Source organism: Bacterioplanes sp. CLAM21, assembly GCF_059641015.1.
Genome location: NZ_CM184929.1, coordinates 4101544 through 4123933 on the forward strand (window position 1 = coordinate 4101544; position 22390 = coordinate 4123933).

Sequence of the window (22390 nt, forward strand, 5' to 3'; positions counted from 1 at the left end):
GGAGCGAAACGTGAACCCAGACCTGAAACGGCTGCAGCCTTATCCGTTCGAAAAACTCAAGCAACTGATGGCTTCAGTGACGCCCAACCCTGAGCTATCTGCTATCGCGCTTTCCATTGGTGAACCCAAACACCCGGCACCTGAATTTGTGCAACAGGCGATGATCAACAATATTCGTCGGTTAGAAAATTACCCGACAACCAAAGGGCTGCCAGAGCTCAATCAGGCCATCGTCGACTGGGCCAGCAAGCGCTTTTCCCTCAGCCGTTTAAGCTGTGATGAAGTCATTCCCGTTAACGGTACCCGTGAAGCCCTCTTTGCCTTTACCCAAGCGGTGGTTGATCGCAGCCAAACTCGGCCTTTGGTGGTCAGTCCCAACCCGTTTTATCAAATCTATGAAGGGGCCGCTTATTTAGCCGGTGCCGAGCCACATTTTTTGCCTTGCTTAGAAGAAAATGGCTTTATTCCCGATTTTTCCGCCGTTGCCGATGAAGTCTGGCAAGACTGCCAACTGCTGTTTTTATGCTCGCCCGGCAACCCAACTGGGGCGGTATTGTCGTTGCAGCAACTGCAACAACTCATTGAACTGGCGGATAAGTTCGACTTTGTATTGGCCAGTGACGAATGCTACTCAGAGATTTATATCGACGGTCAGACCGCACCGGTTGGCTTATTAGAAGCCTGTGCCCGCTTAGGGCGTGATGATTATCGCCGTTGTGTGGTTTTCCACTCGTTGTCAAAGCGCTCCAATCTGCCCGGTCTGCGGTCCGGTTTTATTGCCGGTGATGCCGATATCCTCAAAGCATTTTTGCTGTATCGCACCTACCATGGCTGCGCTATGCCATTGCAAACCCAACTGGCCAGCATTGCTGCCTGGGGCGATGAACACCATGTGCAGGAAAACCGCAGCCAATACACGCAAAAATTCCGTGCTGTTTTAGAAATTTTGCAACCCGTTATGGACGTCGAGCAGACGCCTGCCAGTTTCTATTTATGGGCCAAAACACCGATAGACGATGAACGCTTTGCCCAGCGTTTGTATGCCGAGCAGCATGTGACCGTTCTGCCAGGCAGTTATTTATCACGCACTGTGGATGACATTAATCCAGGCGCCAATAGAGTACGTATGGCGCTAGTAGCCAGTGTTGAAGAATGTGTCGAAGCCGCTCAGCGCATCCGCACCTTTATTAATTCCTTGTAACGAGAGACTGCTATGAGCACCACCGCCTTTGGCCGCGATATTACCCCCGAAGATATTCTCGATACCCTGGGATTTTTTGACGATTGGGAAGAGCGCTACAAATATATTATCGACTTAGGCAAGCAGCTAACCGCCATGGACGACAGCAAAAAGAACGACGATTATTTGCTGCGCGGCTGTCAAAGCCAGGTATGGATCGATCACCACAGCGAGGACGGCAAACTGGTATTTGAAGCCGATTCCGATGCCCATATTGTGCGTGGATTATTAGCCGTTGTTCTCACCGCATATAACTACAAAACACCAGCAGAAGTGTTGGCATTTGATATTGAGGCCTATTTTGCCGATATCGACCTGATTAAGCACCTCAGCCCAACACGAGGAAATGGCCTTCGTTCTATGGTGCAGAAAATCCGTGCCACGGCAGAAGCGGCTTAACTCTGCCGTTAATCCAGCTCCGGCAAATTCACCATAGGAATGGGCAGCTGATCAATCTCGCCCTGGCGCAGCTGCTGAATGGCGTCGAACTCCACACTGCGGCGCACAATGGCGTTATGCTCCGGGGTAGAAATGGAATCCATGGCAGCGCAGCTTAGCGCCCACTGTTGTGCCAGCGCATAGGGCGCCAGCTGCTGCAGCTGAGCCGAGCGGCAGTGCTCGCCAGCGCACAACAGTACGTCATCCGCCAGCTCGGGCAGTTGGAAGCGATAGGCCGCCCGCGCAAAGGCTAACGGCATCAGCAGCGCCCATTGCTGCGCTTCAACCTCAGATAAGCCCAGCAACTGCAAACGAGCACACAGAGCGCTATCGCTTTCTTGCTCGGCGGCCTGAAAGCATGCCGCCAAAGGCTGCAAGCCTTGAGTAATATCAAACATCATCACCTCCTACAGCGGATGTCGTTTGTCGCCATCCAGTGAGTGACGCAGTACAACGCCATAACGATAAATTCAGCATATTCCTGGCCCCCAACCACAGGCAAGTAAAAACCCTAGGCAGGGTTACGTAAAATAATCAAATAACCGCAGATTTCCTGTTCAATTGGCGACAATTCAGCCTATTCCCTTGACTGTTTAATACAAAACCGGCTTATTGCGGCGTTTTGAATTTTCCGGAAGCTGATTATGCTCGCAATAATAAAACGCTTTATGGATGCCACTTCACTGGTAAGTCGTATCCTGATCGGGATCGTATTGGCGGTAGTGCTGGTACTGGTCTCACCTGAAGCCGCAAAACATGTGGGAATTTTGGGCACCATTTTTGTTAACGCCCTAAAGGCCACTGCGCCAATTCTGGTGTTTTTCCTGGTGATGTCGGCCATTGCCAACCGCCAGCGCGATATTCAAACCAATATTCGCCCTGTACTGGGGCTGTATTTAGTCGGCACGTTAGCCGCCGCCCTGACCGCTGTTATTGCCAGCTTTGCATTTCCTACCGAGCTGGTTCTGGAGTCAGGTGACGTTAGCGTCACACCACCGGAAGGCCTCGGCCAAGTGATCGGCACCTTGATCACTAACATGGTCGCCAACCCCATTACCGCCATTACCGAAGCCAACTATGTCGGCATCCTGGTATGGGCAGCGGCTTTGGGCATCAGCTTGCACCATGCTGGTGACACGACTCGCCAAGCGCTGGGAGATGTATCCGATGCGGTATCTCAGGTTATTCGTTGGGTGATCCAACTGGCTCCGATCGGTATTTTTGGCCTGCTGGCGAATACTCTGGCCCACACTGGCTTTGAGGCCATGGCCGGTTACGTTAAGTTGCTGTCAGTGATTGTCGGCAGCATGGTATTTGTCGCATTGGTGATCAACCCGGCACTGGTATGGTTTATGACCCGCTCCAACCCTTATCCGCTGGTACTGCGCTGCCTGCGCGAAAGCGGAGTGACGGCCTTTTTCACCCGCAGCTCGGCAGCCAACATTCCCGTTAACATGCAGCTGTGTAAAGACATGAAACTGGATGAAAACGTTTACTCGGTGTCGATTCCACTGGGCGCTACCATCAATATGGCCGGTGCAGCCATTACCGTAACGGTACTGACATTGGCCGCCGCCAACACCTTGGGCATTCAGGTAGATATGGGCACAGCGCTGTTGTTAAGCGTGGTGGCAGCCATTTCTGCGTGTGGCGCCTCCGGCGTTGCCGGTGGTTCTTTGCTGCTGATTCCATTAGCGTGCCACCTGTTTGGTATTGACCAGCATATCGCCATGCAAGTGGTGTCCGTTGGCTTTATTATCAGCGTGATTCAAGATTCAGCCGAAACTGCGCTGAACAGCTCAACCGACGTGGTATTCACCGCTGCAGCTTCCCAGCGCGGCGCCTAATACCCCATGGCGGCCTTGCTCTTAAGGCCGCCACTGCTCTTTGCTAGCGCAGCAAACTAAAGCCTGCATCAGGCACATTCACTCCACCGGCTCGACTTTACCTGCCGCCTCGGCAATCGTTGCATCTATGCCTGTCCAGGCAAATGAGCGCCGCAAAAAAGCGTCTGCCTGCTGGTGCACTATCATGCCATGAGCCATAACCACGGTGCTTGGCTGCCAACTCAACAGCTGCTCGATATGAGCGCGAATCTCTGCTTTATTACCATAAAAGGTCAAGCGCCAATCTAACGGTGTCTTACCATTGGGGGCCACCACACCGGCCAGTTTTGCCAGCCAACGTTTACTCGCCGGCAAGGCATCTTTAGCAAAGTTTTCAATAAGATCCGTCACGACCAGGGTATGGCTGGGGCGATGAAAAAACACCGCCTCCTGCATTACCGCAGAACCGGTAATCAACCGAGTATGCAAAGATTGCTGCCATGGCCAGCTATCTGTCTCATCCAAGATGCCATCAAAGTTAAGGTCCGGGCGTTTTTTCACCACCCCCTGAGTGCCATAACTTTTTGCCTTGGGATAAGCCTGCTGCCAGTCGGCGAGAAATAAATGATGTAAGGCGTTAGGGGCGATTAAATACCGCACCTCGCCCAGTTCGTTTAATTGCTGCTGCAGGGCTGGATTTAAGCGAATTGGGCTATGTATCCATAAACCACCATCAGCTAACCGAACCACCACCATGCGGGTGGCAAAGGGCAAGGTAAAAAACGGCACGGTTTCTCCGGCCACCACCCAAATATCTTCAGCAAGTGCGAGCATGACATCCTCCTTGAGCGTTTTTTGCACTATACCGACATCGGCCGGTGGACGTTAGGGGCTAGGGCCTGTTAACGCTATCTCGATCACGCTGTTATGAGATGAAAACCCTTCAATCAAGGCGCGAAGAGTGATGTTTAACGAGTTAAATGAAGGATGAGCAACATAGATTGAGGGGTTTTCAGCCATACCCCGAAGGGCTGGAGTCCGTTATTCCCTGAGTCGCATTATTCGTTGCTTATTCAGTTAAACCACACTCCTCATGCCTTACTTAAGAAACAACGGACTTCCAGCAGCAAAGAGCTAAATAGCGTTAACAGGCCCTATCAGTGATCTTCAAACAACAGTGTGTGCCACGGCGTTTCTCACCACGGCAGTTCTTATGAGGCGCGACTCAGTCGTTGCAACGCCAATAAAGCCGGCTCGGCTTTATCCACTGCCACAAAAATATGATCGTGATAAAACCCTGCCACCACATTGGCACTGATGCCCTGCTCAGTCAGTGCCGCAGCAAAGGCCGCCGTCAGACCAACTGCCTCCAAACTGGAGTGCACATTGAGCGTGATTTGCCGATACGGGCCTAACACCTCGACCCCGGCCAGCAGCGGATGGTCAGCGCTTGCCTGCGGCACAATTAGGCTCAGGCCTTCTTTTTCCTGCATGTTAGCCAAGGGCTGCAGCTCAAGGTAACGAGACAGAGGCCCCGGCACTGTGCAAAAAGCCCACTGCCCTTCTATCAGCTCAGGTTCCATCTGTTTGATCATTTGTTCCAGGTTGGTTAATCCGCTCATACACTACTCACTTTTACACCCACGATGCCCAATACAATAAAGCCGACACTGGCAAGACGAAGCAGACCTACTGGCTCCTGCCACAGCAAAATGCCGGCGATTAAGCTACCGACAATACCGATGCCCACCCACACAGCGTAAGCACTACCAAGGGGCAGCTCACGCAGCGCAAGCCCCAGCAGCACCAGGCTTGCCAACATGCACACTAAGGTCCAGCACGATGGCCACAAGCGGCTAAAACCGTCACTGTGTCTGAGCCCAACGGCCCAGCCAATTTCGAATAAACCAGCGGCCAATAGATACAGCCATGCCATGATGATGCTCCTGGCTGACCGTCAAAGAAAAACGAGGCAGCCTTTAATGGGGCCGTCCCCGTTGAGAGATGGAGCGGTGGGGTCGTCCCCACTTCCAAGTGATCTAGAGCAGTTATAACAAAGCCATTAGGGCTCAACAAGGGTGGAGGCATCGGCGTCCTTGAGCCAAGGAGTATCAGCCGGTTGAAACTCATCATTCAACAAATCTGGATGCTGCTGCTGTAATTCCGCCGCCATGGCTTGAATACCGTCGAGCTTTTGCTGTGCCTGGGCAATTTGCTCGTCACTAATGCCATGCTGTCGGCCCTTGTCAATCCAGCTTTGTAACTCGGCGGTTTTCACCTGGGCCGCCTCAACATAAGCACGTTTCAGTTGCTTATCCTGACGCTGCTCATACGCCAGATACAAATCATGGTTATCCAGCTCGGCCGCCGTCGGCGCGGTACGCACCGTCCGGGCACTGAGCGCCGGTGCCCTGGCATCACCATGCAAACGAGAGTGCGCCAAGCTATCAATGGCCGCGGCATCCAGCTCCGGCAGCCAGTTATCTTGAGCTGTGTGTCCAACGGCCTCAGTGCTGACTTGAACCTCAGCCGGTGCAGGTGCAGGCGACGCTGCCACACTGGCAGCCACGGGCTTCGTTTGCATTGCCATGGGCGCAGCCGCCGGAAGCACGGTGACATCGATATCTCGCTGGGCCCACCACAACAGCGTCACACCCGCCGACACAGCCAGCAGGGCTGTTGCTGCTCTTGTCATGACTGGCGCAGGCGCTGGTTGAGCGAAATACGCGCCTCACGGCGTAATTGCTGTTGCAGCTGTTGATAATCTTGCAGCAGCTGCTTGGCAGCGACCTCACGCGCCAATTCATAGCGTACGCCGTCATCGCTCAGCGGCAAAAAGCCATCTTCACGTTCGACGATATGCACAATCTCGTACACCACCGGGCCCTGATTTTGTGGGCTGCGAAACGGCCGCGACACATGCCCTTTAGGTTGGGTAAAGGCCACGGTATGCATCCAGCCACGCTGTTTATCGGCTCGCTGTAGCCAGCCCAGCTCCAACTCATCGCTTTGGGAATAGCGGCTCGCTGCCTCAGCAAAGCTCAGCCCGTCCTGAATCTGCTGGTAAACCTGATCGGCACTGGCCTGGTCGGCCAGCTGCAAACGCTGCACCTTAACCCGCTCAACCACTTTAAAGTCGTCGCGGTGTTCGGCATAGGCTTGCTGCAGTTGCTTGTCCGATACCTGCTCGGCGGCGGCGCGTAAGGCCGGATTATCATCATGAATATCGGCATATACACCGACCAAGCGGCGCAGCTGTTGTGCCAACTGCTGGTTGATCAGTATTTTCTCTAGCGCCTGCCAGTCAGATGCAGTCAGCTGCTGACGTGCCCAATGCTGAATATACAACTCACCAACACGCTGGCGCGCCTGGGCTGTAAGATAGGCCAGATTGCCTTGCTGTAAGCTCAAACGGCCCTGCACATTCTGGCGCTGATAAATATCCAGCAGGCTGACCATTCCCTCGCTGTCGCCGTTTTGGTCGAGGTCGGTGCGCACCACCCACAGATCCTTCGCCAGCGCTCGCTGCTGCTCGCTCAGATCAATGCTTAAACCAGGTTGCAAGGCAAAATCGCGACCGAACTGCGCTTGGGTCAGCTCGCTATTCCACTGACTAACAGCCTCCAGACTGGCCCCCGGCAATGCCTGGATCGACTGCTCGATGGCCTCGCCATAATAACCACGCAACAAAGCAGCTCGTTGCCGCTGACGATCCACCGCATAAGCGAAGCCAACCCGCTGCGGCGGCCATAACTGCTGCGGCGAATAGTGCTGCTGCGCGTATTGGGCTAATAAGGCATCGTCTAACAGCTGTTGCAGAACCAAGCGCGCGGTGACCGGCTGACCATGCGTGCGAGCCGTATTGCGCTGGTGGTGGACAAAAATATCCACCACCGTTTTGCTCAGCAGCAACTCCTGCTGCCCGCTGTTCACCCGGGCAATCAGATCGTCGCTTTGTAGCTGATAATCAATGCTGGCCTGGGCAGGTAATGCCAGAACCAGCAGCAGTGCAATGACAGTAAAGCAGCGCGTCATCAGAAGCGGTTCGCCGCGTGGTTCAACACGTGTACCGTCATGGCGATGGCATGAGGGATAACAATCTTAGCCACTTGCTCACGATCCGCTGCAGCAGTAGAACTCAACACCATGCCGCCCTGGCTATACGAGATAGCGCCGCCTTCGGTCAGCAGCGGACGAATATCGCGCTGATTTGCCGGAATCGGAGTAAAGCTGTTCATGGCATCACGTACCAAAGCATCGGCGTTTAACTCCAGGTTGCTGTAGTTATCTTCCACCCAGCCTTCCCAGCCCGAGTGGTTTAAATCGGATGTGGTCCAAGTGTGATGGGGTTGCAGTAAGTCGGTGGCGTGCAGAACAAAACCCAGCGCCTGAGCGGTAGGCTGCTTCCAGAATTCGTTGTACCAGTGCTGACCCATATTATCGATGGGTTGGAATGGAATTTTCTCGAAGTCTTCGTACATGCCTTTATGAGAGTGGCTGCCTTGGCGGTAATTCGCCTCGGTGATGCCGTAGCTGTTGTACTCCGAATCTTCATTGCACGACCAGAAGAAACACCAGCCGGTCATACCGTCTTTACCATCATCCAGGTGGTCACCCCGTAACCAGGTCGCTGCCATATTGTCGATAGCGCCCCACACCGTCAGCAAATCGTAGTTATAACCGCCTAGGTCGTTGCCATGTGCATCGCCACCACGGGTGTGGTTTTGGAAGTGCCAATAGGAGGTGTACTTAACGATCGAAGCACCTGCGCCCCATACCGGCGCCTCAACGCAGTCACCAGTCACGGCACCACAGAGAAAGGTATCGGCAAAATCGTCGACGTCGTAGGCACCCTGGCCCATGACTTCGGCAAACTGCTGCATGCTGTATCCCGCTGCCTGAGCGGCCGCAGCCAGCTTGTTATATTCGGTGCTATCCGGGTTGCGTTCCATGTAGGCAATGGCGTCCTGCACAATACGTTTGTGCGTTGGCTGAGTGAATGCCTGAGTGTTGGCCGCAGCCATGGCCAACAGAGTTCCCATTGCCAGGGTAAGTGGTGTCTTCATGATCGCTGTCCAGTATTTTTGTTGTTGTGGCACCGTCGTGACGCGACGATGGCAGGCATTGCATCATTCCTGACAAAGTTCTGACAATAGCCGGAGCGGTAGCCACAGAGGGTTGGCCTGAGACGACACATCTCGCACCAAAGTTGTCCGTTTTAGTGACGATTACCGTCCTAAATAGACGCTCTAAACGGTACGGAGGTTTTGTTACAGCTTGATGGCAGAGAGAAACTTTGCTGACAGGTTTGGCAGAAAGTAGGCGAGAAGACGAGCAAGTGGGATAAGCGGCAAGCGGCCATCAACACTCTAAGCGAGTACTGATAAAAATCTTACTTGTTTAAGCAAGCTGGGCAGAGACGGTCGCTCAAAGACATTCGGCAACACCGCGGGAACTTTCCCAGCGCATAGCCGTCAGACTGGTTATCTCAGCGGTGTAGCCAGACCCTGAATGAGATTTCTGTGAGCTCTCCACTCTAGAACCTTTCGCGGCGGTGCATGCACCGCCGATTTTTTATCCACAACAATGCTATTAAACGGCATCCCTAAGACGAGGTAACCTGGCTGTTAAATATGCGCTGTAACGCCCCGCTGATCCAACCTTGCTCCTTGGCCAACACCTTCTTTACCACCGGCACATAATCAGCGTCTTCGTGTTTTATATGCTGTATCAGCCAGACCATTAGGGTATTGCGAATACGACGCGCCACTCCAAAAGGGTCATCGCCCTGACGCAGCGACTCTGACAAACGCTGTACTTTTTCTTCAAAGCGCCGGTGTTTGGCCTGGTGAGCATCGCACAATAGATAGCCTGCCCTTTGCATCAACTGCTCTTCAAAAGAAAAGTGATCCAGGGTGTAATCTTTTAAGCGCTCCATCACATCAAATACTAAAGAAGCGTCCTGTTGCTCAATGGCTTGTCCAACCTCACGAATATAATCAACAATTCGGCGGTGTTGAGCATCGATAATGTCAATACCCAGATTTAGATCGTCTGTCCAGCGGTACTCTTCCATGTCCGGCCCCAGTCATTGTTATTGTATGGTTAAGCCAGTCTAGAATTTGCTCAGTTTTTCTAATTGATCTAAATCAATTGCATCGTTTCTACAGGGCGGTGGCATAGCGGTTGATAGCCTGCGTATAGTTACGCATAAGGGCGGCAACGATGCAGCACATCAGACTGGTTTGGCAAAATGCTTTTGAGCCTGCTCTGCTTTTCCTCGGAACACACAGCCTTTTGCATGGTAATTAATCAGCCCCATTGCCTGCATAACGGCAAATGCCGTTGTCGGGCCAACAAACTTCCAGCCTTACTTCTTCAGCGCTTTAGACAAAGCAATGAATTATTGCGAGGTAGACTCGGATTGTGGTTTAGCCAGGCAACGGCTCGTAGCGCCAGAAGGATGCCGAAGAACCGGAATTAAAAAAAACAAAACAAAAGACCAGAATTTTTTACAGCCTCGGGGACGACAAAAAACAAACCAAAGGAAGAAACTGCCGAAAGACAATACGACAGATATTTATGCAATGAGAAAAAAGCCACACGAGTGCCATAAGAAGAACGGAAAAATAACAGAGAAACAAAGAACACCGCGACACTAAATAACAAATAAACAAGCATCACCACTACAACACATCTAAGTGCAACCAACGCATAGCCAACTCCTATTCCGTAAACCGAGCAACTAACAAACTCGAAAGCAAAGTTCACAAAATAGAAGCAGACGAAATAAACAAATAATGAGACAATCAACAACACAGTCGATAAAACATGAAGTTCTCTACTTGCAACAAACATATACACACCCACCAACAAAATAAACGGTTACAAACAAAGCTATGGCCTATGACCTAAAGCTCTTGAGTATAATGATCATAACCCACCACTCTACTAAATCCGAAGTTTTCATATAATCGTTTTGCCGCAGCATTGTCTACCTCGGTAGCCAGCTTGAGTGAGAATCCACCATGCTCCTTTGCATAGCCTTGCACATACCGAAGCAACTTAAAGGCTAAACTGGTATTCCTTGCAGATTCGGTCATAAATAGATCATTCAGGTACCACACCTTCTTCATAGAGACAGAAAAAACGACGGGTACAATTGAATAAAACCTACAGCATGACTGCTATCATCGAGCGCTATAAAAATCAGAGAATCTCGACAATCGAATCGCTGACGTAAAAACTCATGAGCAGCATCAATATCAGAATTTTACCATAAAATTGGCGATATTGAGAAAAAAGGAAAACTCCAACAGCAGAGGCCTTGGGACCTGACTAAGGTAAGTAAAGTCTTAGTGAATCCAAATTTCTATACACGCTCTGGCCAGTTCGCCGTAAAGCACCATTCCATATCACAAGCATTAAGGCAAAACCGCCAGCGTCCATCGGCCAACTTTTTAGAGTCAATGCCTATAATGGGCAAAGGGTAATCAATAGCGGCTCCCTGAACCTCCATATACTCTTCCTCAACATCAGTAAATCGAAATGACTTGAGCGAGTCGCCACCATTAGCCAGGCACACAGTGATCCGCCAGTCATCACTGTTCCTGCTAAGAGATATTAGGTCATGGGCGATGTTACCTGACAACACAAACTTCTCGATATCTGAAAGCATATAAACTCTCTTGCTACGATTTGGCAGCAAGAGCCTTGAACCCAATACCCTGCAGCCAAAGATCCTTTAATCATAGTTGCAGCCTCATCGACTAAGCCGCTGCTACCACTTAATAGCACCTTATCAGACCACCTCAACACGCTGCTGCAGTACCGGGTCACCAATAAAGTGCTGCCCTCCATTGATCACAATACAGCCATCATCGTCAGAAGCCATTAATAAATCTAAGGATGTTTCGAGCCGACCAACATTGCCATGTCTTTTGTCTGAATGTGGATCAAACAGGAAGGGAGTCAAGCTCAAACCTGTTAGGTCCTGCAGGTTGACATGATTCTGATCGCCACAAAGGTAGGCGCTTTCGATACTGGGAGTAAGTATCATGGCTCCCGCTGACACACCTATTAGTATTCCGCCATTATTTGCATACTGAACCAGCCTGGCTTCAGCACCACGTTGCTTAATAGAGTACAAGAAGCGAAAGGTATTGCCACCGGACAGATGGATAAAGGGCTTTGACAAGGCTGTCTCAAACGCTTCGGCAGAATAGCCTTCTTCAAAGTCCAGATACTGATCGATGCTGAACCCCATTGACTGATAAGTCTCCACCACCATGCCATAGAAGTGTCGATCTGGGTCAGGCTGCGACGCAAAGAATGCACCGAGCTTAGAGGAATTCGGAGTTGATGATAGAAGCTTGGCAATTGCCTGCTTGCCATTATTGCTATCCTGGTTACTTAGCAGAGCTAAATTCACTTTATACCACCTAATAAAGAATAATATCCTGAGCCAAGCATAATTAAGGCCTAGAAATTTTATCACCAGCACTGCCGATAGGGCCTGCTATTAACAGCATACCTACGCCAATAACGAGTTTCACCCATTTATCTGTCAAGCCGAAAAGGAAAATCACCAACAAATAGAGCCAAACCACCCAATGCATTGGTTAAAAAATATCCTCTACTTACGTAGTTATTCGAATTAATACGGGCAGTAATCAATCACTTGAAGTCCTCACCTGCTATTGATCACAATGTCACTTATTCCAAAATATCACCAATGACTCAGCCTATGATATTGATATGCATCAACCCAGATATCGGCAAAAAATGCTTCTAGAAAAACGAAACCCGGAAAGCTATCGACCTAATAATAATGTTGATAGTGACAATCAGGATCAACTTCGTGACACAGAATGATTCACTAACAATCTAACTTAGTACTATATCATTATGGTTTTAAATAAATATCTAAATTAAATAAAACAACCAATTGATTTTATATTTTTCTAAAAATACTATGCGCGCCCTCCGGTTAACACAGATCTTGAACCGGAATAAAAAACACAAACAAAGAAGAGTTATTGCAGTGAAAAAAACGATCTCATTGTTGGCAATTGCTGTGCCTCTATCTGCTATGGCAGATGATGCTCAGATTAACTCGTTTATGACCGAGTTTCATCAAAACCCACAGGCAGTCATGAACGCATTGCCTGAAAAAGAAGGCGACGACTACCAAGCGCTAAGCGAAGAGGAAGCTGAAGAACTTCGCACCCGAATCCGTGGTGAAATTATTGAACGCTCGGCTCAGCCTTCAGGACATGGTATTCAGCCGTTTTCTGCTATCCGTTTATACAACGACAACCCAGCTCGACTGGTTGACGCCGGTAATGGCTTAGTGCGTAACCTCAGCACTCTGGACCAGCAAGCACCTGACTCGAAGAAACTGGATATGCAGCCATGGTCAGACACCTATTGGCCATTGTACTCCGGCGCTGCAGCTTGGCGTTACGCTGATCGTGACTTGTCTGCCTATAACTGGAAAGACTATTACGACTTTTCTCACTCTATCAAGCCGCTGGAAAACTACTCTGCTGATGAGCGTCATCTGCTGTCGCCGGCTGAAAAATATGACTTACTCGTAGGTGACCAAAACCGTACCTTAACTAAGCGCTCATGGGATTCAGGCAAAGGCTATTTTGAATCCAACGGCAGCGTAGAAAGATGGATGGGACTGTGCCACGGCTGGGCTGCGGCTGCTTACATGCTTCCTCGTCCTGCTCAGTCTGTGACGGTACCGGATGCCAACGGTGAGATGTTGAAGTTCTACCCATCGGATATTAAAGCACTGGGAACCCTGTTGTGGGCCGAAGCTCCATTCAACACCAAGTTTATTGGTGGCCGCTGTAACATTAAGAACCCAGAAAAAGACGAAAATGGTCGTATCATTGCGTCCGAATGTGTCGATAACAACCCAGGCACTTGGCACTTATCGGTTCTAAACCAGATTGGTATTACCGGCCGCAGCATGATCATGGATGCGACCTATGACTATCAAGTTTGGAACCAACCGATCCTGGGCTATAAAGTGAAATACTTTAACCCACAAACCAATCAAACCTCTGATAACCCTGCCGACGTTACCATCGCTATGGCAGACTACAGCAAAGATAAGTTCACTAAATATCGCGCTTCAGAAGCACAGTCGGTCGTCGGTGTGCAGATGCAGGTGCAGTATATGGTTGAAACCAGCCCGACTCACCGTGATACCGATATTCCACGATATGACGGTATTTCGCGCGTTACTTACTACTACGACTTGGAACTTGACGCACAAGGCGACGTGATTGGTGGTGAATGGTATCAAAACGCTCACCCTGACTTCTTGTGGACACCTACGCCAAAAACAGTGGCTAAGTCTTACTACGATGGCCAAGGTAACTGGGATATTACCCAACCCGTACCACAAAGCTGGCAAGAACAAGCACCAAGTGCATCACGTTATACACAGCCTATGACGTCAGTCGTCACGGCTCTGTTTAACGCCTCAGCAGAAGTTGATACGCCAACGGCAGAATGGAAGCAGCTGGTGACTGAGCAAACCCAGTGCCTGGACGTTGCCGGCAGCAGCACCTCACCAGGTACCACGGTTTATGGCTGGTGGTGTCATGATGGTGACAACCAGCAATGGCAACTGACGCCACAAGGCAAGTTAATCAGCAAAGTAGCACCTGATTTATGCCTAGACCAGCAAGGTGCCGATATCACGATGGAAACCTGTACTGATCGTCCAAACCAAACCTGGAGAATGGACAACGGTCAGCTGATTAATGCTCTGGATAATGCATTAAAGTGGAATTCTAATAGCTGGCGTGTAGAAGCCGACGTTGCAGGTAGCGACTGGGCTTGGAAATAAGCTAAACTGTTAGTTAGCTTAAAGAACGGCGAGCTTAATGCTCGCCGTTGTTATTTGTACTCGATTAAAGTGCGTTACAATGATGCGCCATCTATTTTTCGCACCCGAATTGCTGACAACACTTGGGTATCAGCCAGTCTCATATTAACGGCGAGGATGGCTTCTGAGCATTTATCCGTGGTGATGTAGTGGGTCAAACAACCACAGGTCTTGCAACGATGAAACTCAACCTCTTGATCCCCCTAGCAGTAAAATTCAGTATCTGCCGCTGTAAGCTGAACCTGATCGGGTGAAAAATAGGCCCATGAAGCAGCGTAACGCCGACAGATTGAGCAGTTGCATTCACCAACTTCGTCAACTGCAGCACTCAGAACGAGTACAACTTTGCCGCAATGGCAGGTTAAGTGCATAATTGGCTCCCGCTCGTTAGATGGAGTTATTTCCAGTAGTCGGCCATTATCTCTGTTGACCATTCAGGCTGATGCACCCTTCCTCTGGGAAGAAATTCTTGCATAACCGGTTTAATATCCACTACCGGTGTTCCGTCAATGGCATCCAAACCCTCAACCCTTAGTCTGTTACCTTTCACTTCGGCAATCTTGCATACAGTAATACCCAGACGATTGGGTCTGTTTTTTCCTCGCTGAGCGAATATACCGACTTTAGGCCAGCTGTCATTATTTCTAGGATGCCTAGAAGCCGTTACTATGTTGGATTCATCTACCATATGAAAACAGTACACCACCTCAACGTGGGAAAATGCCTCCAGCCCTGAAAAGGAATCTTGATCAAAAGCGCTGTCTAGCTCGATGTAACTTGTTTCTCGGTCCCAGTTGTCATCAACCGCGTCAACTCGTGTTGATGACACATAAGCAATGGGTTTGATGGTAAAACTCACCATATGATTATCCTTTTAGATGCTGTAATTTTTTCTTGGGGGGATTACCAAAAGAACCAAATTGGGATGCCTTTCATTTCTGTAACCAGCTTGAACGCCTCCGATTGATCCTAGGTCGATATATCCGCCAACCGGCTAACCTTATTTGGCACCATCACTGGCGACTGAGCAACAGGTTGATGCCAGATATGGCAAGGAAAGCCGCACACCCTCGATTGAATCGCTTCGCCATTTTGGGCTGCGTGAACCATTGACGCAGGTACAAACCAAAAGCCGAGTAGATGGAGATTGCAACCAGCTCTAACATCAGAAAAGTGCTACCTAAAGCAAAGAACTGCTCATTAACACTCGACGACACATCGATAAACTGAGGTAGAAATGCGGTAAATATTAGGATCGCCTTTGGGTTTCCAGACGCCAATAAAAACTCTTGCTTAACCAAAAAAAACTGACTCTTGGTTTTTTCTATCTCAGCGATGGGACTAGCATTTGAGTGCCACAGGTTGAAAGCAATCCACATCAAATATGCCACCCCAAGTAATTTAATCACTAAAAATAGCGCTTCGGATGTGTACAAAACAATAGCCAGGCCAGACGCTGCCAAAGCAATCATCACCGAGAATGCAGCGATTCGTCCCAAACCAGCGATAAGCGCTGATACAAACCCATAACATCGAGCATTATTCATAGACAACAGATTGTTAGGCCCTGGTGTCATATTGAGCGCAAAACAAGCTGGTATAAATAGTAATAACTTCAAAGATTCCATCGTGTTTTGCCCTTACATCAATCTCGAAGATAGAGTTGGTCCTGCCCAGATTTAATGGACACCAAGGTCTAGACGAGGTGCCCTATACCAAAACACCTGTCAGCTTAGATAAACCGTCAATATGAATCAAAAACCTCGTGGTAGTTGCACATCGACTAAGGATGAACCATGGCTCCGCCAAATTCTTGTGCCAGATAATCGATTATTTCCACCGGGTCGGTGATGGTTGAGTTGCCCTCTAATACCAGCACAGGTAACCATTGATTGTCCTCACCCAGCAACTCGACAACTTCCGTCCGAGGCTTAGCAAAGTCAATACGACGAATATCCACCAAGTCTTGCCAATGTTGGTTGACAGATAACGCCCCTTCAATCAGAGCACAGTGGGAACAAATCCACATCTTTCCCGGACCATCTTCAAATGGCATCTTCAAAACAAACAACCTGGGCTTCATCGGCAAAACTTCAAACTTGAATTTGATGTCAATAATAACCCAGCAACGGTCTATATGGGATACCAGTTTATAGCACAGAGAGTAGTGCTGGATAAAAAAGCTCCCGAACTGTATTAGCGGTGCTGGCCTTACCAACACCAAACAGGCCAGTAAGGTTCTGATTTACTTGTTACTTTCATTTATCGATGGAGACGTAGCACCACTCTATTCCATTACTATCGTTTCAAGTGGTGTAGTTAGGTCAAAGTTAAAAACCTATATCCTGTAGTCGCTGATTAGCTTCCCATAAAGCTATCCTGTTGGAATCGTATTTCAAAAGCTCACTGGCCTGCTGAAAGCTACACCAGCGAAAGTCGACATGCTCTTCGGAAAGAGTTGGCTCGCCAGATACCAATACAGAAAATGAATATTCTGGTACAACAAATGGATGCTCATCCCAATGCTCATGGCCCTTATAATACACTTTGGGAAGCATGCACATCGAATCCAGCTGCTGCCAATCGCTGCCAACCAGACCAGCTTCTTCTAGTAGCTCTCGTTTAGCGGAATCTAGCCATGATTCAGCACCTTCTCCACCGCCTGAAATAGTTTGCCAGTAGCCATTATCACTTCGCTGGGCGATTAAAAACTCGGGATGACCATTAGATAGTTGGTAAGGGAAGACCAATACTTGAAAGGGTGCTCGCATAGTCTGGAGTTATCATTAGTCCGTGGATAGATTGATATAGTGCCATAACCTGGAGCCGGTGATTTAAATCAAAGGATAGCGCTAGAATAGTATTATTCTGGCTGCCCCTGAAACACTTTCACGCCATCAGGAATGTGATACCAGTCCAACTTCTCACTTACCCAAACATGTGCTTGAGGCTTGAACACCCCATCATATTCCAAGTTTACTGGTTTCAGTTTTAGCTTTACGGTTGAACGTTCTTCGGGGTTAAAGTGATAAATTCTATTACCGCAGTTTGGGCAAAACATTGCATTATTTTTATTACCACTATCAGCTAAACGCCCCCACTCCTTTAGCTCACCATGAAACTCTATCTTCGACGCATCCACGATAGCTGTGATACTGAATGGACTCGTCGATAACTTCTGGCATTCGGTGCAATGACAGGCATAAACTGCTTTTGGAGCTTCATACAACTGATACGTCACTTGTCCACATTGGCAAGAGCCCTTAATTGGATATTCCATCTACCTACTCCGTATGAATATTTAATAACGTTAATATCCTAAGCTGTAGCCTAGTATAATTTCGTCGAATGCCCACAACCGAACTAGGTGTTGCAGGCACGAACCACTTTACCTTATTAAGCAAGTAGTGATGGCATTGAGGCTTCTACAACCTCTCGATCATCAGGGGCATCAATTTGAGAAATGGTGTCTTTAGCCAGCCTCAGATGGATCTCATAATTGTCAGTATCTTCTAGGGCTTTATAAGCTCGCGAAAGCACAATAGAAACAAACGCTCGCTCCCACGTAGGAATGTCTTTGTCAGAAAAATATTCTGAAACTTCATTCGCATACTGTAGGGCCGTTTCACCTAAACCCAACAACCCATGAACTTCAGCCAGTAGCATATTGGCTCTTGCTACATTCAATTCAGTACCAACTTTCTTCCAATGGAATGCAGCGCTATGAGCCGCGTCCAGCATCTCTGCATCTTCACCTTTGGATCTGTCCTTTGTGGTCAGCCCCCAAGCTAGATTATTGGCAGAAATTGCCATATATCGTTCCCATTCGCTGACATTGGTTGTTTCTGGGTAAGACATTCTTTATCTCCTTGTCATGACGCCCCTATTCATCGGCAAGGGGCTTTTCCGTATCCGACGCATTGGATATCAGGCAGGGTCTAACCATCCAGCATCCACTGCTTTATCTATCTCAACGAGCATCCAGTTGTGAATATCTGGAGCAACCATCCCAATAAATTCGTTGTGCTTTAACACCATAGACCTTGTGATTGCTTGCTCTTTCCAGGTTCGACCTTTATTAGAAAGGTTCAGAACAAACGGCAATAGCTTATCGAAGACTTTGACCCATTGACTTTCCAGTGAAGTGCCTTCTTCATACTCAGCCCATAGGCTTTTAGCCTTGGTACCAAAATCTGAGAACTGAGTTTGCAGTACCGTCATATATGCAAGCTCCCGTTCATATTTTCCTGAAGTATCGTGATATGCGCATACATCACCAGCGCCAATCTCACAGATATCGTGGCAGAGAGCCATTCTTATGCATTTGTCTAAGTTCACTTCAGCAGGCATGTACCTTGCAAAACCCAAAAGCGAGACAGCGAGATGCCAACTATGCTCCGCAGAATTCTCGTTTCTTGTACCGTCCGAAACATAGGATTTTCTATAGACTGATTTGAGCTTGTCTAGCTCCAGGCTTAGGCGTGCTATTTCGTCCATACTCAATGCTTTACTATTTAATAGTGTACATACCTAACTTTCCAGCTAGAACCATTCGATGTATCCCTTACAAAGCACTGATTTTCTCATATTTCCTCCTTGAAAAACGCACTTGCCGACCATCCATGCCTCAAAAATCCGGCACTAAAAGACTGACATACTCCCCTCTCTGACGCTTAAGTTGCCGACCTACGGAAGTAAAGGTACGTCAGCCGGGAAAGCCTGCCAACATACTATCCAGCCCCCATAACAACTGTATATTTACACAGTACTGCTCAACGTTCAAGTAGACGTTTTGGCCAAAACCAAATTCATCCAGCAGGATACTAACCAGATAGCCAAGACATAAAGAATGGCCGATTACCGCTATATCATCATCACCGATAGCATTGCCCTCGCCTTAGTAGGCCGCCTGAGTTATTAATGGCTGTCTTGTTTATTATATTGCTTCAAAAACCACCTCTTCCCAGTCTTCTGGTTTTGATGACTCGTTTTCATGAACGGCTAGATAGCAGAAATTAGGATTCTCAGTTCCAGGTAAGACACTCACCAAAAATCCCGCATTAATGATAAACATTTCACACAACTCAACTTGACCTATTGCTGACTTGATCTGGTTTACAAGGTCAATATAATCTTCCTTTTCTTCAATTGAATCGAAGTTCTCAACAACCTCTAGCTCGTTCAGATAGTTTTGTAGTTTCTCAATTGCTGGATTCATAGTGATTTACACGCAACACCCCTCAGCACAGGCCGGATGGCCAGCAAACAAAGTTCGCGATTTTTCCTGCGCCTGTTAAGTGACTCGCATGTAGTTACTAAATACGCCACCATATCTCATCACCAGACACACATAGCATTACGTCTTCAAATACACGTTTATCCGACATACGCACCAGCCGGAGTTTTAAATTATCAATTTCTACAAAGGTAATTTCTGATTCTTCAGAATCGAATTCATCGGCTTCTATGAATCTCTGAGCTCTTTCAAAAAGATTACGATATTCATCAAAGTCCGGAGTTGGGACTAACAAACCTATGAACCAAGGCTGATCAAGTTCTGTTTGTGTTAAGTCGGCCAACTTTTTGTCTTCTTTGTATAGCTCCCAGACATTCATTTTCCCTTAACGCCCAGCCTTTGTACGCATACTTTTTACGCGTCCCGCCACGCTTTTCAGTGGCCTCAACGGCCGCTTGTTATGAGTTATCTGCTTGACCATACCTGTAAGAGCGATCACGGGTATAAGAACTAACGACCAAGCTAGTGATAGAGCCAAAACCAATGGAGCAACTGAAAGTGTACCATCTGGAAGTTCAGCTTGAAGCACAAACGACGTAACCACCGACAGAACAACTGATATAAGGGTCATGCGAATTGGCGGCATTGAGTACCGTGCCGGAAGCCAGAGGCAAGACATGCTCCATACCAGAAGAGTCGGAGACACCGCGATGACCAAGAGTACTAGCCCCACAACAATCAACAGTACTACATCCATATAAAGCTACGCCTCGATGCTATATGACTCATAACGCCTTGGTAAGGGGCAGACAAAGTGTGGGGCGTTTGTGACAAAATGGCGCAAGCCATTCACAAACGAACCGCCCTTTGGCTGTCCCGCGTAGGTGGCGATAGCCACCGGAGTGTAATTCACAAACTTGTTATGTGTTTTCAGCATGAACCTTCTGCAACAAAAGAACAAACTGGCTAATTGTGTAGAACTCACCCTCTAACTGGTAGTTTTTCATAATTTCAACCAGTTTCTCCGTAGCGACCTTATGCTCTACATCATTGATAGCAACCCGCGCATCAACCTTACCATTGCTATTCCCCCAGAATATACGAATACCTACAAGCATGGGTGCAGGGAAATCCGGCTCCAATATCTTGGATAATCTTGGAAGAACTGGTTTTTCACGAAGGAACTTTTCTAAAATAGCTTTCTGCTCATCACTACCACGCAACATAAATGGACCACTAAATCCCTCCCACCCTGGAAATCCATCTTCATCTTCAGGTGAAAGCAGTGTTGCGCCATGAGACTCTTCCTTAAGCAATAAAGATAAAGGTGTAGGGGCAGTAAATACACTCCAGTTATTGGCGAAATCGCGAATAGCTTCACCCTTTGTATCGCCAACGCCCGTAGCACAATCCACCACCCAGGAATCCTTCCTCTCGGGATTTAGCCGAAACTGAATTACACCATGAGCAAGCCAGCTCTTATTATTCTCATGTTGCCAGCAATCTAATTCCGCAATATGAACCTCTGGCTGTGAGAATAGTAGAACACACGATTCTTTCAGATGTGTCTTTACATCATGAGCAACAAAATACTGATAAATACAATTTAGAGCGAGCTCTCGCTCTGAGGTTTCTGGTTTTGTAAATAGATTCTTAATGAATTTCACTTTGTTCTCTATCTAAACACATAACGCCTGCATTTGCGGCTTGGGTGGACTGGCGACTTTTTTTGCCGCGCAGCGCGAAAAAGGTGACAGTGTGCCCAAGTCCTGCAAGATGCACTGGTTAGGCGCTGGACTTTGTTTAGATGCCAAATACTGCAATGTGTCCATGTTTTTCAATATTTTCTTCTGCCCATTCAACTACTTCAATGATTACTTTATGCAACTGGGCTTTGCAAAGCTGGAAATTATTTTGGAAATAATCTCGTGTGCCTCCGAATACAAAACCGACCTTCCCCATAATATCCGTGATTTCGTTTGCAGAACCAACTAAGGCTGCTAGTTCTCTCAGTTCAGAAATGATCTTTGCCACGACTCTACGTCAGCATCATTCATGCTGTAATGATCATAATCCGGGACATTTTTCTCAAAGATAGCTTCGATATAGCCAAATACTTCTTCATCAAAAAATAGGCTGGTATCTTCCCAGTGCTTGCCCTGGTATTTACCTAAACTGAGCTCAATATAGCAAGTGCCTTCTAGTTCCGATTTATTCTTAATTATTTCGATAGGTTCCATGACTTAACTACGCCTAACAGTTTTAATAGTGTGCGTGCCGGTTGTTTCAGCTAGAGCCATTCGAGGTATCTCTGCAAAGCCATTGATTTACCATTGGATGTCTTCCTTCCTTTCACATTCCTTCCTGGAAAAGCGTGCGTGCCTACTATCCACGCCTCAAAGTTCTGACACTCAAGATCTAACACTCTGATTTCTCTGGCGCTTAAACTACCACCCTGCGGAAGTGCAGACAAGCCAGCAGGGAAAACGCACCATGCTTTTGTGACATTGCGAGAAATACTGGTTAGATGAGCAAGTCATCGTACCTTTTCACATTGATTTCTTTGCAAATTCTTGGCTCATTGCTCACTCTCGCGCCCAAGCTGTCCGCGCCTTAGCAGGCCGCCTGAATTGTTAATGGCTGTGCCCGCAGGCGCTGCCAGGACGGCAGCGCCAACAAAAAAGTCTACAAGAACGTAGGCTTTTGTGACGCGGCGACCACAGCATTGGCAACGAAGGGAT

At 48.3% G+C, this 22390-nt stretch carries 28 protein-coding genes; 4 read left to right on the forward strand and 24 right to left on the reverse strand.

Annotated features, from left to right (window positions below; all coding sequences use genetic code 11):
- Positions 1-10 precede the first annotated feature (10 nt).
- Together dapC and AC55FS_RS18820 are read left to right on the forward strand one after the other, a co-directional pair.
- Positions 11-1201 (forward strand): succinyldiaminopimelate transaminase, encoded by a 1191-nt coding sequence (gene dapC / locus AC55FS_RS18815; RefSeq protein ID WP_496933837.1) that lies wholly within the window; start codon positions 11-13, stop codon positions 1199-1201.
- A 12-nt stretch (positions 1202-1213) separates the two neighbouring features.
- On the forward strand, positions 1214-1639 hold the full coding sequence (locus AC55FS_RS18820) for a SufE family protein (RefSeq protein ID WP_496933838.1): 426 nt from the start codon (positions 1214-1216) through the stop codon (positions 1637-1639).
- Between the two features lie 8 nt (positions 1640-1647).
- Here AC55FS_RS18820 and AC55FS_RS18825 read toward each other — a convergent pair whose 3' ends face one another.
- Positions 1648-2076: a hypothetical protein gene (locus AC55FS_RS18825; protein ID WP_496933839.1), complete on the reverse strand. Its 429-nt coding sequence runs from the start codon at positions 2074-2076 to the stop codon at positions 1648-1650.
- Between the two features lie 246 nt (positions 2077-2322).
- Between AC55FS_RS18825 and sstT the strand changes: the two genes are divergently transcribed.
- Positions 2323-3525: a serine/threonine transporter SstT gene (gene sstT / locus AC55FS_RS18830; protein ID WP_496933840.1), complete on the forward strand. Its 1203-nt coding sequence runs from the start codon at positions 2323-2325 to the stop codon at positions 3523-3525.
- A gap of 78 nt (positions 3526-3603) precedes the next feature.
- On the opposite strand, the gene AC55FS_RS18835 is transcribed toward sstT, so the two are convergent.
- The 11 genes from AC55FS_RS18835 to AC55FS_RS18885 form a co-directional block, all read right to left on the reverse strand.
- Complete coding sequence (locus AC55FS_RS18835) at positions 3604-4338, reverse strand: DUF4336 domain-containing protein (RefSeq protein WP_496933841.1); 735 nt, start codon at positions 4336-4338, stop codon at positions 3604-3606.
- Positions 4339-4715: 377 nt separating this feature from the next.
- Positions 4716-5126: an ACT domain-containing protein gene (locus AC55FS_RS18840; protein WP_496933842.1), complete on the reverse strand. Its 411-nt coding sequence runs from the start codon at positions 5124-5126 to the stop codon at positions 4716-4718.
- Positions 5123-5440: a DMT family transporter gene (locus tag AC55FS_RS18845; protein WP_496933843.1), complete on the reverse strand. Its 318-nt coding sequence runs from the start codon at positions 5438-5440 to the stop codon at positions 5123-5125. The genes AC55FS_RS18840 and AC55FS_RS18845 overlap by 4 nt, the downstream gene beginning before the upstream one ends.
- Before the next feature lie 126 nt (positions 5441-5566).
- Positions 5567-6199, reverse strand: a complete 633-nt coding sequence (locus tag AC55FS_RS18850) for a hypothetical protein (protein ID WP_496933844.1) — start codon at positions 6197-6199, stop codon at positions 5567-5569.
- Positions 6196-7539, reverse strand: a complete 1344-nt coding sequence (locus AC55FS_RS18855; protein ID WP_496933845.1) for a peptidylprolyl isomerase — start codon at positions 7537-7539, stop codon at positions 6196-6198. Before AC55FS_RS18855 ends, AC55FS_RS18850 begins: the two co-directional genes overlap by 4 nt.
- Positions 7539-8570 carry a phospholipase C/P1 nuclease family protein gene (locus AC55FS_RS18860; protein ID WP_496933846.1) on the reverse strand — a complete coding sequence of 344 codons (1032 nt, stop codon included), beginning with the start codon at positions 8568-8570 and terminating at the stop codon, positions 7539-7541. Before AC55FS_RS18860 ends, AC55FS_RS18855 begins: the two co-directional genes overlap by 1 nt.
- A 539-nt stretch (positions 8571-9109) precedes the next feature.
- The gene (locus AC55FS_RS18865) at positions 9110-9580 is read right to left on the reverse strand and encodes a bacteriohemerythrin (RefSeq protein ID WP_496933847.1); all 471 of its coding nucleotides are present in this window, start codon (positions 9578-9580) and stop codon (positions 9110-9112) included.
- A 159-nt stretch (positions 9581-9739) separates the two neighbouring features.
- A complete protein-coding gene (locus tag AC55FS_RS18870) occupies positions 9740-9835 on the reverse strand; it encodes a hypothetical protein (protein ID WP_496933848.1) in 96 nt (31 codons plus the stop codon).
- Positions 9836-10415: 580 nt separating this feature from the next.
- Positions 10416-10607 carry a GNAT family N-acetyltransferase gene (locus AC55FS_RS18875; RefSeq protein ID WP_496933849.1) on the reverse strand — a complete coding sequence of 64 codons (192 nt, stop codon included), beginning with the start codon at positions 10605-10607 and terminating at the stop codon, positions 10416-10418.
- 269 nt (positions 10608-10876) lie between these two features.
- A complete protein-coding gene (locus AC55FS_RS18880; protein ID WP_496933850.1) occupies positions 10877-11182 on the reverse strand; it encodes a hypothetical protein in 306 nt (101 codons plus the stop codon).
- Positions 11183-11305: 123 nt separating this feature from the next.
- Entirely contained in the window at positions 11306-11935 is a 630-nt protein-coding gene (locus AC55FS_RS18885) for a Type 1 glutamine amidotransferase-like domain-containing protein (protein WP_496933851.1), read from the reverse strand.
- Positions 11936-12547: 612 nt separating this feature from the next.
- On the opposite strand from AC55FS_RS18885, the gene AC55FS_RS18890 reads away from it, so the two are divergent.
- Positions 12548-14374, forward strand: coding sequence for a ricin-type beta-trefoil lectin domain protein (locus tag AC55FS_RS18890; RefSeq protein ID WP_496933852.1), 1827 nt, complete (start codon positions 12548-12550; stop codon positions 14372-14374).
- A gap of 436 nt (positions 14375-14810) precedes the next feature.
- Here the strand turns inward: AC55FS_RS18890 and AC55FS_RS18895 are convergent, their stop codons facing one another.
- The 12 genes from AC55FS_RS18895 to AC55FS_RS18950 form a co-directional block, all read right to left on the reverse strand.
- Entirely contained in the window at positions 14811-15275 is a 465-nt protein-coding gene (locus tag AC55FS_RS18895) for an SAM-dependent methyltransferase (RefSeq protein ID WP_496933853.1), read from the reverse strand.
- A gap of 151 nt (positions 15276-15426) precedes the next feature.
- The gene (locus tag AC55FS_RS18900) at positions 15427-16041 is read right to left on the reverse strand and encodes a LysE family translocator (protein ID WP_496933854.1); all 615 of its coding nucleotides are present in this window, start codon (positions 16039-16041) and stop codon (positions 15427-15429) included.
- A gap of 155 nt (positions 16042-16196) precedes the next feature.
- On the reverse strand, positions 16197-16469 hold the full coding sequence (locus AC55FS_RS18905; RefSeq protein ID WP_496935992.1) for a DUF3088 family protein: 273 nt from the start codon (positions 16467-16469) through the stop codon (positions 16197-16199).
- Between the two features lie 274 nt (positions 16470-16743).
- Positions 16744-17184: an NUDIX hydrolase gene (locus AC55FS_RS18910; RefSeq protein ID WP_496933855.1), complete on the reverse strand. Its 441-nt coding sequence runs from the start codon at positions 17182-17184 to the stop codon at positions 16744-16746.
- 92 nt (positions 17185-17276) lie between these two features.
- Positions 17277-17693: a GFA family protein gene (locus AC55FS_RS18915; protein ID WP_496933856.1), complete on the reverse strand. Its 417-nt coding sequence runs from the start codon at positions 17691-17693 to the stop codon at positions 17277-17279.
- Positions 17694-17809: 116 nt separating this feature from the next.
- Positions 17810-18271 (reverse strand): hypothetical protein, encoded by a 462-nt coding sequence (locus AC55FS_RS18920; protein WP_496933857.1) that lies wholly within the window; start codon positions 18269-18271, stop codon positions 17810-17812.
- Between the two features lie 69 nt (positions 18272-18340).
- The gene (locus AC55FS_RS18925) at positions 18341-18910 is read right to left on the reverse strand and encodes an HD domain-containing protein (RefSeq protein WP_496933858.1); all 570 of its coding nucleotides are present in this window, start codon (positions 18908-18910) and stop codon (positions 18341-18343) included.
- A 439-nt stretch (positions 18911-19349) separates the two neighbouring features.
- The gene (locus AC55FS_RS18930) at positions 19350-19631 is read right to left on the reverse strand and encodes a hypothetical protein (protein WP_496933859.1); all 282 of its coding nucleotides are present in this window, start codon (positions 19629-19631) and stop codon (positions 19350-19352) included.
- A 97-nt stretch (positions 19632-19728) separates the two neighbouring features.
- Positions 19729-20028: a hypothetical protein gene (locus tag AC55FS_RS18935; RefSeq protein WP_496933860.1), complete on the reverse strand. Its 300-nt coding sequence runs from the start codon at positions 20026-20028 to the stop codon at positions 19729-19731.
- Between the two features lie 541 nt (positions 20029-20569).
- Complete coding sequence (locus tag AC55FS_RS18940; protein WP_496933861.1) at positions 20570-21316, reverse strand: DUF6348 family protein; 747 nt, start codon at positions 21314-21316, stop codon at positions 20570-20572.
- A gap of 136 nt (positions 21317-21452) precedes the next feature.
- Positions 21453-21683, reverse strand: a complete 231-nt coding sequence (locus AC55FS_RS18945) for a hypothetical protein (RefSeq protein WP_496933862.1) — start codon at positions 21681-21683, stop codon at positions 21453-21455.
- A complete protein-coding gene (locus tag AC55FS_RS18950) occupies positions 21659-21889 on the reverse strand; it encodes a hypothetical protein (RefSeq protein ID WP_496933863.1) in 231 nt (76 codons plus the stop codon). Before AC55FS_RS18950 ends, AC55FS_RS18945 begins: the two co-directional genes overlap by 25 nt.
- Positions 21890-22390: the final 501 nt, after the last annotated feature.

Coding starts and splice junctions, on each gene's coding strand:
- AC55FS_RS18895 (WP_496933853.1), bottom strand. CDS start 15,275: ATGGTGAGTTTTACCATCAAACCCATTGCTTATGTGTCATCAACACGA.
- AC55FS_RS18880 (WP_496933850.1), bottom strand. CDS start 11,182: ATGCTTTCAGATATCGAGAAGTTTGTGTTGTCAGGTAACATCGCCCAT.
- AC55FS_RS18900 (WP_496933854.1), bottom strand. CDS start 16,041: ATGGAATCTTTGAAGTTATTACTATTTATACCAGCTTGTTTTGCGCTC.
- AC55FS_RS18860 (WP_496933846.1), bottom strand. CDS start 8,570: ATGAAGACACCACTTACCCTGGCAATGGGAACTCTGTTGGCCATGGCT.
- AC55FS_RS18855 (WP_496933845.1), bottom strand. CDS start 7,539: ATGACGCGCTGCTTTACTGTCATTGCACTGCTGCTGGTTCTGGCATTA.
- AC55FS_RS18835 (WP_496933841.1), bottom strand. CDS start 4,338: ATGCTCGCACTTGCTGAAGATATTTGGGTGGTGGCCGGAGAAACCGTG.
- AC55FS_RS18915 (WP_496933856.1), bottom strand. CDS start 17,693: ATGGAATATCCAATTAAGGGCTCTTGCCAATGTGGACAAGTGACGTAT.
- AC55FS_RS18845 (WP_496933843.1), bottom strand. CDS start 5,440: ATGGCATGGCTGTATCTATTGGCCGCTGGTTTATTCGAAATTGGCTGG.
- AC55FS_RS18850 (WP_496933844.1), bottom strand. CDS start 6,199: ATGACAAGAGCAGCAACAGCCCTGCTGGCTGTGTCGGCGGGTGTGACG.
- AC55FS_RS18935 (WP_496933860.1), bottom strand. CDS start 20,028: ATGAATGTCTGGGAGCTATACAAAGAAGACAAAAAGTTGGCCGACTTA.
- AC55FS_RS18925 (WP_496933858.1), bottom strand. CDS start 18,910: ATGGACGAAATAGCACGCCTAAGCCTGGAGCTAGACAAGCTCAAATCA.
- AC55FS_RS18840 (WP_496933842.1), bottom strand. CDS start 5,126: ATGAGCGGATTAACCAACCTGGAACAAATGATCAAACAGATGGAACCT.
- AC55FS_RS18825 (WP_496933839.1), bottom strand. CDS start 2,076: ATGTTTGATATTACTCAAGGCTTGCAGCCTTTGGCGGCATGCTTTCAG.
- AC55FS_RS18875 (WP_496933849.1), bottom strand. CDS start 10,607: ATGACCGAATCTGCAAGGAATACCAGTTTAGCCTTTAAGTTGCTTCGG.
- sstT (WP_496933840.1), top strand. CDS start 2,323: ATGCTCGCAATAATAAAACGCTTTATGGATGCCACTTCACTGGTAAGT.
- AC55FS_RS18870 (WP_496933848.1), bottom strand. CDS start 9,835: ATGCAGGCAATGGGGCTGATTAATTACCATGCAAAAGGCTGTGTGTTC.
- AC55FS_RS18920 (WP_496933857.1), bottom strand. CDS start 18,271: ATGTCTTACCCAGAAACAACCAATGTCAGCGAATGGGAACGATATATG.
- AC55FS_RS18950 (WP_496933863.1), bottom strand. CDS start 21,889: ATGGAACCTATCGAAATAATTAAGAATAAATCGGAACTAGAAGGCACT.
- AC55FS_RS18910 (WP_496933855.1), bottom strand. CDS start 17,184: ATGCGAGCACCCTTTCAAGTATTGGTCTTCCCTTACCAACTATCTAAT.
- AC55FS_RS18820 (WP_496933838.1), top strand. CDS start 1,214: ATGAGCACCACCGCCTTTGGCCGCGATATTACCCCCGAAGATATTCTC.
- AC55FS_RS18865 (WP_496933847.1), bottom strand. CDS start 9,580: ATGGAAGAGTACCGCTGGACAGACGATCTAAATCTGGGTATTGACATT.
- AC55FS_RS18930 (WP_496933859.1), bottom strand. CDS start 19,631: ATGAATCCAGCAATTGAGAAACTACAAAACTATCTGAACGAGCTAGAG.
- AC55FS_RS18905 (WP_496935992.1), bottom strand. CDS start 16,469: ATGCCATTTGAAGATGGTCCGGGAAAGATGTGGATTTGTTCCCACTGT.